The following is a 13,246-nucleotide window of genomic DNA, read 5'->3' on the forward strand; positions in this document are numbered from 1 at the left end:
TCTAGCAGGCCCGCTCAACTTCACAAGTGTAAAAAGTCGGAGATACTTTGATGAAACTTTCGGTAAATGGAACCGTCCATGACGTAGATGTCGAGGAGGACATGCCCCTCTTGTGGGTGTTGCGCGATGAACTCGGCATCACGGGGCCAAAATACGGTTGTGGCATTTCGCAATGTGGGGCGTGTTCGGTCCATATCGACGGCGAGTTGGTCAAATCCTGTCAGGTTGCCGCGATGGATGTCGAGGGCGAAGTTACGACAATCGAGGGGCTTGGCACACCGGATTTGATGCATACTGTCCAGCAGGCTTGGGTCACACATCAAGTGGCGCAATGCGGCTATTGCCAGTCAGGGCAAATCATGGCTGCTGCTGCGCTGTTGTCGCAGAATGCTGCGCCATCAGACGCTGAAATCGACGAAGGCATGTCCGCAAACCTCTGTCGTTGTGGCACCTATCCACGCATTCGCGCCGCCGTGAAAACGGCTGCCTTACAAATGAAAGGCGCTTGATATGAGTCGCGTTGGAAAAATTGCACGCCGTACGTTCCTGATCGGGTCGGCGGCCATTGTTGGTGGTGTGGCTTTTGGCTTTTACCAATACAAAAAACCAATCGCAAACCCGCTTTTGGACGGGCTGACGGATGGCGAAGCGGCCCTCACGCCCTATGTGCGCATTGATGCCGACGGCGTCACAATCATCACGCCGCGCACCGATATGGGGCAGGGTGCCTACTCCATTCAAGCGGCAATGGTGGCCGAAGAATTGGACATCGCATGGCAGGATATCAAGGTCGATCCCGGTATGCCGAGCCCCGCTTATTTTAATGGCGCGGTTCTGGGCGAGGGGATGCCGTTTCCGGCAACGGACGATGGTTTTGTGGCCACCAATGCCCGCGCGTTTGGTCATGTATTGGGCAAGCTTCTGGGGGTTCAGATCACTGGTGGATCTTCGACCGTCCCTGATGGATACGAAAAACTACGCATCGCAGGGGCCGTTGCCCGCGAGACGTTAAAGGCCGCCGCCGCTGTACAAACGGGCCAATCTGTGCCCTCGATGAAAACCGAAGATGGTGCTGTTATTCTGGCGGATGGAACCCGTATTAGCTATGTGGATTTGGCCGCAGAAGCCGCCAACGTCACGCTTGTTCAAGAGGTCACTTTGCGGCCAGAGACTGAGTGGAAATACCTCGGAAAAGACATGCAGCGCATTGATATCGTGGCAAAATCTACGGGTACTCTTCCCTATGGTATCGATATGGAAATGGACGGTATGGTCTATGCGACCGTGCGCACAAACCCGCGTCTTGGTGGGACCGTTTTGGGGTATGATGACAGCGAGGCAAAAGCCGCGCGCGGTGTTCTCAAGGTTGTTCCTATCACCGGCGGCGCGGGTGTTATTGCCGATAATACATGGCGCGCCTTTGCAGCAGCGGAGATGATTTCCTTTGAATGGGGCCCCGCACCTTATCCTGCAGAGCAGGATGCTTTGTGGGAGGCCGTTGGTGCGTCTTTCACAAACGAGCATCAGGACAGCCAGTTCAAAGATGAAGGCGATGTTGAGGCCGATTTGGCCAAAGGCGACGTGCTTGAAGCGACCTATCGTATCCCTTATTTGGCGCATGCGCCGCTCGAGCCGATGAACGCAACCGTCCTTTTGAAAGACGGGCGTTTGGATGTCTGGACAGGCACCCAAGCCCCTACCTTTGCGCTTGCCAAAATTGCAAAAACCTTTGGCATTGAGGCGGAAAACATCTTTTTGCATGCGTTGAGTGTTGGCGGTAGTTTCGGTCGCCGTTTAGAGGATGATTTTATCGTGCAGGCGGTCGAATTGGCCGTCGCTTATCCAAATGTTCCGATCAAAATGACGTGGACCCGCGAAGAAGATATGACGCATGATTTCCCGCGCCCAATGCAAATGTCACACGCGAGTGGCCGTGTCGAAGATGGTAAAGTCGCGTGTTTTGATTTGGGAATTGCGGCGCAATCCGTGACGGCCTCGCAAATGGGGCGTGCGGGAATGTCCGTACCGGGCCCAGATATCGCGATTGTTGCGGGCGCGTGGGATCAACCCTATGCCATCCCGAATTATCGCGTCACGGGCTATCGCGTTCCCGAGCTTTTACCTGTGAGTTCTTGGCGTTCGGTTGGCGCGTCCGGCAACGGCTTTTTGCACGAAGGGTTTCTGGACGAGCTGATCCACGCGGCGGGGGCCGATCCGTTACAAGAGCGTCTGCGTTTGTGTTCGGATGACGTGTCGCGCAAGGTGCTGGAAGCTGTTGGCGAGATGTCAAACTGGGGCGCAAAAATGGGCGAGGGACGCGGGCGCGGCGTTGCGTTTAACTTGTCCTTTGGAGTTCCGGTGGCGGAGGTTGTTGAGGTGACGCAAACCCCCGACGGGATTAAAATCGATAAGGTTTTTGTCGCCGCCGATGTGGGCCGCGTGCTTGACCCGATCAACTTTGAGAACCAAGTTCAAGGTGGCGTTATTTGGGGGCTGAGCCATGCGATTATGGCGGAGCTGACCTATTCGGACGGTGTCGCCGACCAGAATAATTTCGATGGGTTTGAGGCCATGCGCCTGTTCCAAGCGCCCGAAATTATCGTGCGTGGCCTTGAAAACGGCACGAAAATTCGAGGTATTGGAGAGCCTGCAGTGCCGCCCGCGGCGCCCGCTTTGGCCAATGCGATTTTTGCGGCCACGGGGCAACGCATTCGCGAACTGCCCCTGTATAATCACATTGATTTTGTAAGCTAAGACGCAGAAATATTTGTGTAAAAGATAACCCGCGAAAGGAAAACTTTCGCGGGGTTATTTGTTTGAGATTTAGGAAGAAACGCGGGAGCGACGTTGGCCGCCTGCACCTGCGCCAGCACCGCCGCCGCCACTGCGACGTGGTTTGCCACCGGCACCGCCGCCGCCATTTGGCCGCCCTTGGCCGCCACCGTTTCCGCCGCCACCATTGGAGCGACGTTGGCCGCCACCAGCACCACCAGCGCCGCCTCCGCCACCAGCACCACCAGCGCCGCCTCCGGCACCGCCGCCGCCTGCGCGACGACCACCGCCACCAAATCCACGGCCACCGCCGCCACCTGGTTTTTTGGCAGGGGTTTCATTTTCCCATGCACGGCCACTCGCGATTGGAAGCGGGCTTCCGGTTACTTTTTCGATGCCGCGCAATTCGCCCATTTCCGCAGAGGAGCAGAAGGCAACGGCTTGACCGGAGGCACCAGCACGGGCCGTGCGGCCAATACGGTGCACATAGTTTTCTGAAACATTGGGCAGGTCGTAGTTATAGACATAGCCTACGCCTTGGATGTCGATCCCACGTGCGGCAACATCGGTCGCAACGAGCACTGTGATTTTGCCCTCTTTGAATTCTTTGATCGCACGGTCACGTTGGCCTTGGCTTTTGTTGCCGTGGATGGAACCGGCGGTAAACCCAGCAGCACACAGGCTTTTCATCAGTTTTTCGGCGCTGTGTTTTGTGCGCATAAAGACCAGCGAAAGCTCTTCTTTGTGAGTGCCGAGAAGCTCAACCAGCAAGCTTTGTTTCGCGCTTTGGGCGACATAATGCACCGATTGCGTGACTTTGTCGGCGGTTTGACCGGGACGCGAAACTTCTACGCGTACGGGGTTGTCCAAATAGGCGCGCGCAAGTTCGTTCATTTGTTTTGGCATCGTGGCCGAGAACAACATTGTCTGACGCTCTTTTGGCAAGAGGGGCGCAATGCGGCGCAGCGCGTGGATAAAGCCAAGGTCCAGCATCTGGTCGGCCTCATCAAGCACAAGGTAATGTGTGGTGCTCAGGTTTACGGCGCGACGGTCGATGAGGTCGATCAAACGGCCCGGAGTGGCGATCAAAAGATCAAGGCCACGGGTCATCATTTCGATTTGACGGTTGATGGAAACACCGCCCACAACGAGACCAACTTTAATGTGGCTGCCTTTGGTAAAGGCGCTGAGGTTGTCGGCGATTTGCTTGGCCAATTCACGCGTTGGCGCAAGGATAAGGCCAGCGGCATGTTTCGGCGCAGGTTTAACGCCTGTTTTAGTCAAGGCGTGGATGAGGGGCAGACCGAAGGCCGCCGTTTTGCCAGTACCGGTTTGGGCAAGGCCCATCACGTCGCGGCCATTCATGGCGTGCGGGATGGCTTGGGATTGAATTGGAGTTGGGGTTTTAATGCCCAGCTCGTCTAGTTTTTGTACGAGACGGGGGGCAAGGCCCAGCATGTCGAAATCCATTGGATAGTCCTTTCGCGGGAAAACCCGCTAAACGGCATCGCCAATTGGCGTGCCGAAAATACAAATGCGCCAGCCCAATAGGACTAGCGAAGGCGTTAGGGTTGCGTTTGAAGCCAAAGGCGTGGCCGAATGCCGACCTATGTCCAAACGACGGCCCCCCCGCGTGATGTGGGAAACTTTTTGCTCACACTGCGCTCTTCGCGGATCGCGAATCTCTGCTCACGCGGCAGAACGCTTGTGTAGGGGATATGTGGGCGCTCTCGACTTCAAAGTCAAGAGCGTGTCTTTTAAGCCATTTCCCAGTATAGCGCCCACGTCTTGATCACTTTGCTGGTAGGCCTTCGCGAGAACTCGCCTATAAAACGGCCCGCGCTTGGTCAATTTTGAGACACGTGCTAAAGGTGTGGGCATGTGTTAAGAGCCTAAATCCGTTTGGCAAGATCACTAAGTCGAATTCTATCAAGTTAAGGTGTTATGGGCTTATTAAAATTTAGTCGATCAAGTGATGTTTTAAGTATTTTTTTGAATGGTGTAGATGAAGTGATAATCATCGTGGACAGTATCGCAGCCAAATTCGTCAGGACCTCGATAGGTATGGCCTGCGAGAGAGATTCTTATTGGTTGCGTCACACTAAAGCGAGGGCGCGCGCATGAACGCAGGCGGAAGTTATTACCAAAAAGTAGCTAATGCCTATGCTGGCGCGACCGTCATCGTTGACCTTGATGGAAAAATCGTTGCGGTGAATAATGCAGCCAATGAGAAGTTCGCGTTTAATCTCGGAGATGACTTTTGCGCGTCCTTTATGGACCCACAGGCCGCGTTGCTCGGCTTGCAAGAAAGTGCAGCCCCAAACGCAAACCACCTCTTTCAAATCAAGTTGGCAGGGCAGGAGACCTTGGCTATATTTGGTACAGGTGTGGTGCCGGAACCATCACAAAGCTTTCGGGGCAAACCAAGTGTCCTGCTCCGCCTTGAGACACAAAGCGCCCTTTCGTCACGGTTCACAAGCTCGCCCACAGATGGCCTTGAAGACCTCAATCAACGTTTGCGTTTTGAAATTGAGCGCCGTTTGAAGCTAGAGATGGAAAATGCGACCCTCGAAGAAAAGGTGAAACGCGACCCGAAAACCTCCCTTTTGACGCGCGGCGGAATGGACAAGGCTTTGCGGGCGCATGTTCAGGAAACACCTGATGTGCCGCTGATTATGATTTATCTCGACCTGAATGGTTTCAAAACCATCAACGATAACCTTGGCCATGACGCGGGCGATCTGGCGATTGCCGAGGTCGGGCGCATCCTCAAGGAAAACCTGCGCCAAGACGACATTGCGGCCCGTTTAGGAGGCGATGAATTCGCGGTTGTCCTGAAAGGGGCGCAAAGCCGTGCCCAGATCCAACAATTCGTCCTCCGGCTACATGATCTTATTTGCGAGCCGTTTGACTATACCGATCCTTTGACCAAGCAAGTCCATCTCATTGATCTGAGTTTTTCGGCGGGTGTGGCCAAGTATCCCAGCGATACAAAGGATGTCGGGTTGCTTACAGTCTTTGCGGATCGTGCGATGTATTCGGCAAAGGCGCGGGGGGTTCCGTCGGAGAATTTCACCAATATTCGCCCCCCAAGACCTCAGTGACCCCCTGATAGAACTAGGGTGCGGACGGGCAACAGCAATGCCTGCGACCGCAGCAAAATTGCATGCACCAACGCCAAGGCATCGGTGACATGGTAATACGTTTTCATACCAAATCCCAAGGTGCCGGAGGCAATCAAATCGTGGTGGTTTGAATAGAGGTTGGCGACGCAATTGCTCCCCGAAATAATACCATCGGTATGTCCCTCATAGAGGGGTGTCAGTTCGACCGTTATTGTGCCGGGGCGGACCACGTCTTGGGTGTCGATAAGGCGATCGCTCGGGCGGAACTGGCCCGAAGCAATGACATCCTGAACGCGGGACACAAACATTGGAATAACGGTGAAGGGTTTTGAAGCACAGGTGATCTCCGCGATCATGCCCTCTTTTATAACGCTGGCGGATATCTGGCCAAATCCGGCGATGAACGAGCCTTCGTTATCGCTTTCGGGAACCATAATACCTGCGGGGCGGAACATCGGATTTACGATATCTCCGACTTGCAGCGCCAGTTGAAAAATAGTGGCATCCACACCGGCACTGATGAGGGTTTTGTCGAGGGCAACTTGGGCTTCAACAACATGCGACTGGGCGCTTTTCTTTTGGGCGGGAAGGACGAGTTCCTTTTGGGTGATCACCCCGTCGCGATTTGCCACAGCAGCATCATATGCACCGACTTTGTTGGCCAAAAGCTGGGTCAAGGAGTCGAGTTCTTTGTCGGTTACCACGTCGGGATTGCGTTTAAAGATGTCCTGTTTGCGCTGCAGCTCATTAGCGGTTTGGTCTCGGCTGGCTTTGGCTTGGGCGATTGTTGCCTCGGCGACGGCAAGCTGGGACACCACCAAAACAAGGGCGGCGTCAATCTCGGCGACCGCGCTTATTGCGGCCTCAAGGTTGGCCACTTGCGTGGAATCGTCGATTTTGAAAATCGGATCGCCTTGTTTTACCTCTTGGCCCGTCGTCACATAAATTTCCGAAACACGGCCATTCGATTCTGGAAGAATAGAAATGGTGCGATAGAACGACGACACATTGGTCGTGGAGGGGTGGTAGTAAAAGATGATGGTGATCAGCGTGAGGGTCAGAATTGCGCAGGCCGTGATGCCATAGCGCAGGACATACCATACCGAAAACAGAGTGATTTCATGGCCGATACGCTTGCCCTGACCATAGCGGCGGTACAGGTAATCGGGCAGGATTGTGATCAAGGAGCAGCCGATAACTTCAAACATTTTTCGTGCTCCCATTTTTGGACATGCGCAGCAACGAGCGCGCCATTGAACGGAAAGGGGTTAGGAAATCGGGGAGGGTGACCGTGGCCAAAACCAGAGCCGCAACCCAAAAATAACCGTTGTGGGTAAAGAGCGCCAAAAGCGACAAAGCCCCGATAACCTGAAGCTGGTTGCCGCGCTTTTCTTCAGCAAGGGACTCGGGAATTGAGTGGAGTTTGAAGTAGAACACCCCAAGCGCAAGGATCAATCCAAGAACGAAAACCGTTACGACGGTAAACATTTGATCTGTGCCCCCCGGAGGAACGATAAAATAGGGCAAATGTTCAGTGGCCGCCGGATTAGGGGCAAGGCCAGTGGGAGGGGTGGACATGGGGGTTCCTCGTTTTGATTTGCCACTTTAGTGCGCGACTAGTTGGTCGTTGTCTATCTTTATAACCAATATCAAGGGTTTGGTAGCCTGTTTTTATGGAGTCTCAATTCGCCACTCTTGCTACGAATTCGCGAGGGTATGCCGCCCGCGCATCGGGCAATCTAGGTTGAAACAGGTCGCAGGCCGCGCAGGGCGAATTCCGGGAGGCGTAATTGCTATCAATCCCCTGCCTGTCGCACTGGCGGGCAGGGGTCTTCAAAACGGGCCAATATCACCTCAGTTTGAGGGCGTTGCCGCTAGCAGATGCTCCAATGCAACGCGCGGCGAACTTGAATTTTGAGGCATAGTAGGTTAGGGAGAAAGTACTGTAACAATACAGTGCAAACGCGGAGCCCGTCGTGTCCACCATAAACCTTGAGAATACCGACCAATTCAATGAAACCGTCGCCACATTCGGCGACAGGCTTGAAGCCGCGCGCGAGGCCAAAGGGCTGACTGTGGAAGGTCTGGCGGGGAAGATTGGTGTCGAAGCCAGCAGGGTCGAAGCATGGGAAAACGATGCCGACTCGCCGCGCGCAAATCGCATCCAGATTTTGGCAGGATTGTTGAACGTGTCCATGGTCTGGTTGATCAGCGGCGAAGGCAATGGCACCAGCCATGTTGCGGACACATATGATCGCCCCGCTGGCGTGAATGACGCTCTGGGCGAAATTGCACAGATGAAAGCAACACTGACGGGCGTACTCGACAAGCTCGACAAGCTCGAAAAACGCCTGCAAGAAATCGATTGATCTCCCGTTAGTTTGCCCTGCGGAAACGCTTGCGTTCCATTGTGCGCCGTAACCGTAGAAATACGGATTGGCGAATTGTGGGCCGCATGCGATAAAGACGGATGAAAACGGCGCGCACATCTTTTGAAAATATCTGGCGAACCCTTGCGCTTTGGGGTGTTGTTTTAGCCCTTACTGTTGCAGCCCTGGCGCTTTTTGAACGGCAGAGGCTGGTGCGCGAGCTGACGATCAAGAGCGCAACGCTACATCGTTTGGCGTCTCAGCGCGCCGATCAGCATGACGTACATTTAACGTCCCTTTCTGCGATTTTTGTTGCTGGAGGAGCCGAGCGGCAGGACTTATTCTTGGATGTCACGGCGACAATCAAGCGCTTTTACCCACGCATTCTTTCAGTGGATGTGGTCCCGTTTGATCCATCTGAGGCGGGCATTCAATCGCTCCCGCGCCTAGAGGCTGGGACTGCCGCGCTTATCCGCGAGATGGCCCAAAACTCAAATGGTGCGTTGCAGTTGCACCAGATGCCCGCGCGGCCGACACAATATTTTCTGGTGAAACGCAGCCCCAATACAGATGCAGCGCGGCACGCTCTCGCACTGGTCATCGACGCAAATGCGCTGGTGGCATCGGAGGATCCCTTTTGGGAGCGGCCCTCTGTCTCGCGCCGAATTTCAACACCAAAAGGAGACGTATTGACAGGAACAATCGCGCCCGACGGTGCCGGTTTCTCCATGCCCCTCGGGAGCGCGTCACAGCCATTGATCCTTGAAACATCGCTGGCGATACACCTGGCTGACTTGTTGTCCGTGGGGAAAACCGTTGCTGCAATTACTGGGGTTTCGACGTTATTTTTGCTGATACTCCTTGGCCTTAAACAACGCGCCCGCAGGAAGGACGCCGAAAGTCGTGCCCATTTGAGCGCGCAAGAAACCCGATTGGCCCATGCTTCACGCGTCAATGCGATGGGTGAAATGGCCAGCGGAATGGCGCATGAATTGGCGCAACCCCTGACCGCAATTTTGAGCCAAGTGCAAGCAGGGCGCCATTTGGTCCGGCAAGGGGACACTGGGCGGTTGGCGCAAGTTTTGGACGATACGGTGACGCAGGCGCAAAGGGCGTCCAATATCCTTGATCGCCTCAGAAAATGGAGCAAACCCAATCGTGCCGCGCCCACGGCCTGCGCCCTGCATGACGCGGTGCACAGCGTTGATCGGCTGTTGGCGCTGGAAGTTAAAACCGTTGGGGCCACCATTTTGTTGCAGCTTTCGAAGGAGCCGATTTTTATTGTCGCGGACCCAGTTGAGGTGGAACAGGTTGTGTTTAATCTGGTGCGCAATGCACTTGATGCCTCAGACCACCCGAAAATTACGATCAGAACGCAGATCTCTCAAGGTCGGGCGATTTTGGAAGTTTTGGACGATGGCCCTGGTGTTCCACCCGACCTCAGGCCACGTATTTTTGAGCCTTTTGTAACGGGGAAGCGCGACGGAACGGGCCTTGGGCTGGCGCTCTGTCAACGACTGGTCGAAGAGATGAGTGGCGATTTGGAACTAGCCGCTGACACGCCGCAAACAACATTCCGCCTGTCCATCCCTCTCGCATCCCCTCGAGGTTCCTTATGAAAAACTATGTCTATCTCGTGGATGATGACGAGGCCGTGCGCAAGGCGCTGACCCTTTTGCTTGAGACCGTTGGCTTGAATGTGCGCAGCTTTGGCTCGCCTGAGATCTTCTTAAATCAAGCGGCGAGCCTCAATCCGGGATGTCTTATTCTTGATATCCGGATGCCCGCGATCTCTGGCTTGAAACTACAGGAAAAACTGCGGGAACACGGGATAAACTGGCCCACAGTGGTGATCAGTGGCCATGGCGATATTGAGGCCTGCAGGCGGGCGTTTCGCAACGGCGCGATGGATTTTCTGAGCAAACCTGTGGATGAGCATGACTTGATTGATGCGATTCAAAAGGGACATGCCGAACTTGAAGCCCAAGAGCAGGTTTCAGCAGAGCGGGCCGAAGCTTTGGCGCTGGTCCATCACCTCTCATCGCGAGAACAGGAAGTGCTTGGGATGATTGCCAAGGGGTTGACCACCAAGCAAATAGCCGACGCACTCAGCCTGTCGCCGCGCACCGTCGAAAGCCACCGTGCGGCGATCGCGGCCAAGGCGGGCACCTCGTCGGCGGCGGAGTCGACGCGGTATTGGCTGGAGGCGCAGGCTGGTCCGTAGAACTACGGATATCGCTGCGGGCGCTGCGAATGGCGCGACGCAGACACGCGATTTAGAGTTGGATTATCAGTCAAACAAAAGGAAAATCTAATGATCCGTACAATCGCTCTTGTCGCCTCCTTCGCACAGGACTTGCCAACCGCGCCCTATCTGCCGCTCAACATGGCAACCAAAGCCGCTCAAACCGCCGTCGACGCCTGCACCGCCGAGGGTTACAACGTCAGCGTCGCGATCGTCGCTCGCAGTGGTGTAACCAAAGTGATCTTGCGGGCCGACAACGCAGGCCCGCACACGGTTGGCGGCAGCACGGGTAAAGCCTTCACCTCCGCAAGTCTTGGCCGTGACTCGGCTGGTTTGGCCGATTTCATCGGTGGCAATCCACAAAATGACGGTTTGCGCGATATGGATAACCGTCTGGTTATTCAAGCGGGTGGCCTTCCGATCAAGATCGGCGGCGCTTTGGTCGGTGGGATCGGTGTTGGTGGCGCTCCCTCGGGGGACATTGACGCGAATTGCGCACGGGCTGGCCTTAACGCCATCAACGCGGAATAAGCCAAAGGCGGCTCGCTCCCACTAAAGGGTGGGCCGCTGCTTTTTGAAAGGGGATCTATATGCTGCGCTCTCTGGTTTTTTCTGCCTCCTTGGTGCTGTTCGGTGCCGCCCATGCCCAAACCGCCCCATCGCGTTCGGATGTTGCGTCCTATGATGGCCTGCACCGTGCGGCGCATGAAGGGCAGGCGGGTGAGATTACCCGTTTGATTGCGGCGGGTGCCGACCCGAACGCGCGGGACCCCGCTGGGCGCACCCCTGCACATGTTGCCGCTTTTGCCTCTCACAACAACGCGCTTACGGCCTTGGCGCAGGGAGGCGCCGACGTGAATGCGCTGGAAGATGGTGTCTATGATGTTGTGACAATTGCGGCGGTCGCCGACGATCCCGACATGGTGTCTTTGGCCATGAGCCTTGGCAATAAGGCGGATTTGATCACCAGCGTTTATGACGGTACAGCCCTGATTGCTGCGGCACATCTGGGTCATGCCGAAGTCGTCGCGCGTCTTGTCGCGGGGGGGGGCGCTCGATCACATCAATAATCTTGGATGGACTGCCGTGATGGAAGCGGTGGTTTTGGGAAATGGCGGTGCGGATCACGTCCGAACCGTTCAGATACTCGTTGAAGCCGGTGCGGACATTTCCCTCTCGGACCGCGACGGCGTCACTCCCTTACAACATGCGAGATCACAAGGGTACGCGGAGATTGTTAGCCTGCTTGAGTGATTATCAGGAGGCGGCATTTTGTCGGCTCTATGTTGACCTTTCTGTAGAAATATGTTTAATATAATATTCCTACAGAAAGGAATGGCATTTATGGACACCATCCAAAGACTGGCCTCTGTTCCAAGTCGTGAGGCGATTTTGACTAAGGCTACGACCCGTGCCGCCGCACGCCTCGGTCTGTCTGGCCGATTTCTGGCAGATGTGCTTGGGGTTTCCGAAGCGCAGGTGTCGCGGTTTAAAAACGGCGAAGCCACTCTTGCCCAAAATACGAAATCATTCGAGCTTGCCGCGCTCCTCGTGCGGGTTTTCCGTTCGCTTGACGCGATTGTTGGCGGGGATGATCGCGTGGCCTGTACGTGGCTGAAATCAGAAAACACGGCCTTGGGCGCACAGCCTTTGGAACGCATGACCTCAATACAAGGATTGATGGATGTCGTCACCTATCTGGACACCCGCCGCGCTCCAATCTGAGGTTCAGCCGATTGACAGCACCGCGTGGCGTCTTGTTGAGGCGCAACACGTCGTGTCGACATTAAGCCTCGTGGACAGCTTGGAAGAGCAAGCGATGCTTGAGGATATTCTGGAAACAACCAAACCGCCGTTGCCCAAGGACTGTCAGGGGCTGGATTACCTGCTGGCGACGCCGTTCCGCTACAGGCCCTATCCGCATGGGTCGCGGTTCCGTCGCGCAGGCCTCACAAAGGGCGTCTGGTATGGGTCCGAAGCCCCAGAAACGGCGCTCGCCGAAATGGTCTTTTACCGGTTTTTGTTCTATGCCGAGAGCCCGAAAACGCCGTTTCCCGGCAATCCAGCGGATTACACGGCGTTTTCCGCCGCACTTTCAAGCGAGCGCGCGCTTGATTTGACGACGGGTGGCCTCAAAGCGGATGCCGCAGATTGGCAGCACCACACGGATTACACTTCCTGCCAAAACATTGCGGACACCGCGCGGGAAATCGACGTGGGCATCCTTCGGTTTGCCTCGGTGCGTGACCCGTCCAAAGGGGCGAATTTCGCGGTTTTGGACTGTCGGGCCTTTCGGAATAGTGCGCCTCTGGATCGGCAAACCTGGCGTATCCGTATTTCTCGAACGGGGGCGCAGGCCGTTCGGGATTACCCGCGACTTGGGCTTGAGTTTTCTCCGACGGCTTTTAACGATGACCCACGCGTTGCCGAAATGGTTTGGGAGAGATATGCGATTTCCAATATCACTGGAGCCAACTAAAAAAATTGCATACGATTTTTCTTCGCCGTCCGCTGGACCTCCAAAAAAACTGTTGTAGGCATACTCAACTAATGGTGAAAAATTGAATACCGATTATCTAAGAAAGCCTTCCCGCGAAGAGCTGTGGCACGCGTTTGATCAACTAATGGGAATTGCTGGACAGAATTCCAGTTCATCATTCGTAGCCAGAAATCTGCTGGTCTACCATCACGGGAGATCCAATTTCGACATCGGTGAAACATACCGATTTGATAGT

14 protein-coding genes are annotated in these 13,246 nt (G+C 55.1%); 11 read left to right on the forward strand and 3 right to left on the reverse strand.

Going from position 1 to position 13,246, the window contains the following annotated elements:
- Positions 1-50: 50 nt before the first annotated feature.
- Positions 51-509 carry a (2Fe-2S)-binding protein gene (locus RC74_RS14310; protein WP_039001239.1) on the forward strand — a complete coding sequence of 153 codons (459 nt, stop codon included), beginning with the start codon at positions 51-53 and terminating at the stop codon, positions 507-509.
- 1 nt (position 510) lies between these two features.
- Positions 511-2,754 carry a xanthine dehydrogenase family protein molybdopterin-binding subunit gene (locus RC74_RS14315; RefSeq protein ID WP_039001240.1) on the forward strand — a complete coding sequence of 748 codons (2,244 nt, stop codon included), beginning with the start codon at positions 511-513 and terminating at the stop codon, positions 2,752-2,754.
- 69 nt (positions 2,755-2,823) lie between these two features.
- Here RC74_RS14315 and RC74_RS14320 read toward each other — a convergent pair whose 3' ends face one another.
- Positions 2,824-4,242 (reverse strand): DEAD/DEAH box helicase, encoded by a 1,419-nt coding sequence (locus RC74_RS14320; RefSeq protein ID WP_052274710.1) that lies wholly within the window; start codon positions 4,240-4,242, stop codon positions 2,824-2,826.
- A gap of 650 nt (positions 4,243-4,892) precedes the next feature.
- Here RC74_RS14320 and RC74_RS14325 point away from each other — a divergent pair.
- Positions 4,893-5,876 (forward strand): GGDEF domain-containing protein, encoded by a 984-nt coding sequence (locus RC74_RS14325; RefSeq protein WP_039001241.1) that lies wholly within the window; start codon positions 4,893-4,895, stop codon positions 5,874-5,876.
- On the opposite strand, the gene RC74_RS14330 is transcribed toward RC74_RS14325, so the two are convergent.
- Together RC74_RS14330 and RC74_RS14335 are read right to left on the reverse strand one after the other, a co-directional pair.
- Positions 5,870-7,105: an HlyD family secretion protein gene (locus RC74_RS14330; protein ID WP_039001242.1), complete on the reverse strand. Its 1,236-nt coding sequence runs from the start codon at positions 7,103-7,105 to the stop codon at positions 5,870-5,872. The genes RC74_RS14325 and RC74_RS14330 overlap by 7 nt on opposite strands.
- Positions 7,098-7,475 carry a hypothetical protein gene (locus RC74_RS14335; protein WP_052274711.1) on the reverse strand — a complete coding sequence of 126 codons (378 nt, stop codon included), beginning with the start codon at positions 7,473-7,475 and terminating at the stop codon, positions 7,098-7,100. The genes RC74_RS14330 and RC74_RS14335 overlap by 8 nt, the downstream gene beginning before the upstream one ends.
- A 398-nt stretch (positions 7,476-7,873) precedes the next feature.
- On the opposite strand from RC74_RS14335, the gene RC74_RS14340 reads away from it, so the two are divergent.
- The 8 genes from RC74_RS14340 (at position 7,874) to RC74_RS14370 (ending at position 12,990) form a co-directional block, all read left to right on the forward strand.
- Positions 7,874-8,266, forward strand: a complete 393-nt coding sequence (locus RC74_RS14340; protein WP_039001243.1) for a helix-turn-helix domain-containing protein — start codon at positions 7,874-7,876, stop codon at positions 8,264-8,266.
- A 101-nt stretch (positions 8,267-8,367) separates the two neighbouring features.
- Positions 8,368-9,885 (forward strand): sensor histidine kinase, encoded by a 1,518-nt coding sequence (locus RC74_RS14345; protein ID WP_082802312.1) that lies wholly within the window; start codon positions 8,368-8,370, stop codon positions 9,883-9,885.
- Positions 9,882-10,490, forward strand: a complete 609-nt coding sequence (locus RC74_RS14350; protein WP_039001244.1) for a response regulator transcription factor — start codon at positions 9,882-9,884, stop codon at positions 10,488-10,490. Before RC74_RS14345 ends, RC74_RS14350 begins: the two co-directional genes overlap by 4 nt.
- Positions 10,491-10,580: 90 nt before the next feature.
- Positions 10,581-11,042, forward strand: coding sequence for a GlcG/HbpS family heme-binding protein (locus RC74_RS14355; RefSeq protein WP_039001245.1), 462 nt, complete (start codon positions 10,581-10,583; stop codon positions 11,040-11,042).
- Between the two features lie 59 nt (positions 11,043-11,101).
- Positions 11,102-11,581: an ankyrin repeat domain-containing protein gene (locus RC74_RS14360; RefSeq protein ID WP_236939940.1), complete on the forward strand. Its 480-nt coding sequence runs from the start codon at positions 11,102-11,104 to the stop codon at positions 11,579-11,581.
- Between the two features lie 19 nt (positions 11,582-11,600).
- Positions 11,601-11,765 carry an ankyrin repeat domain-containing protein gene (locus RC74_RS23100; protein ID WP_236939941.1) on the forward strand — a complete coding sequence of 55 codons (165 nt, stop codon included), beginning with the start codon at positions 11,601-11,603 and terminating at the stop codon, positions 11,763-11,765.
- 90 nt (positions 11,766-11,855) lie between these two features.
- On the forward strand, positions 11,856-12,236 hold the full coding sequence (locus tag RC74_RS14365; RefSeq protein WP_039001246.1) for an MbcA/ParS/Xre antitoxin family protein: 381 nt from the start codon (positions 11,856-11,858) through the stop codon (positions 12,234-12,236).
- Positions 12,196-12,990, forward strand: a complete 795-nt coding sequence (locus RC74_RS14370; RefSeq protein WP_039001247.1) for an RES family NAD+ phosphorylase — start codon at positions 12,196-12,198, stop codon at positions 12,988-12,990. The genes RC74_RS14365 and RC74_RS14370 overlap by 41 nt, the downstream gene beginning before the upstream one ends.
- Positions 12,991-13,246 lie beyond the last annotated feature (256 nt).

Source organism: Falsihalocynthiibacter arcticus (assembly GCF_000812665.2).
In the GTDB taxonomy this organism is placed as follows: domain Bacteria; phylum Pseudomonadota; class Alphaproteobacteria; order Rhodobacterales; family Rhodobacteraceae; genus Falsihalocynthiibacter; species Falsihalocynthiibacter arcticus.

Bases quoted from the DNA above. Each gene is read 5' to 3' on its own strand.
- RC74_RS14310 (WP_039001239.1), top strand. From the start codon at position 51: ATGAAACTTTCGGTAAATGGAACCGTCCATGACGTAGATGTCGAGGAG.
- RC74_RS14315 (WP_039001240.1), top strand. From the start codon at position 511: ATGAGTCGCGTTGGAAAAATTGCACGCCGTACGTTCCTGATCGGGTCG.
- RC74_RS14320 (WP_052274710.1), bottom strand. From the start codon at position 4,242: ATGGATTTCGACATGCTGGGCCTTGCCCCCCGTCTCGTACAAAAACTA.
- RC74_RS14325 (WP_039001241.1), top strand. From the start codon at position 4,893: ATGAACGCAGGCGGAAGTTATTACCAAAAAGTAGCTAATGCCTATGCT.
- RC74_RS14330 (WP_039001242.1), bottom strand. From the start codon at position 7,105: ATGTTTGAAGTTATCGGCTGCTCCTTGATCACAATCCTGCCCGATTAC.
- RC74_RS14335 (WP_052274711.1), bottom strand. From the start codon at position 7,475: ATGTCCACCCCTCCCACTGGCCTTGCCCCTAATCCGGCGGCCACTGAA.
- RC74_RS14345 (WP_082802312.1), top strand. From the start codon at position 8,368: ATGAAAACGGCGCGCACATCTTTTGAAAATATCTGGCGAACCCTTGCG.
- RC74_RS14350 (WP_039001244.1), top strand. From the start codon at position 9,882: ATGAAAAACTATGTCTATCTCGTGGATGATGACGAGGCCGTGCGCAAG.
- RC74_RS14355 (WP_039001245.1), top strand. From the start codon at position 10,581: ATGATCCGTACAATCGCTCTTGTCGCCTCCTTCGCACAGGACTTGCCA.
- RC74_RS14360 (WP_236939940.1), top strand. From the start codon at position 11,102: ATGCTGCGCTCTCTGGTTTTTTCTGCCTCCTTGGTGCTGTTCGGTGCC.
- RC74_RS23100 (WP_236939941.1), top strand. From the start codon at position 11,601: ATGGAAGCGGTGGTTTTGGGAAATGGCGGTGCGGATCACGTCCGAACC.
- RC74_RS14365 (WP_039001246.1), top strand. From the start codon at position 11,856: ATGGACACCATCCAAAGACTGGCCTCTGTTCCAAGTCGTGAGGCGATT.
- RC74_RS14370 (WP_039001247.1), top strand. From the start codon at position 12,196: ATGTCGTCACCTATCTGGACACCCGCCGCGCTCCAATCTGAGGTTCAG.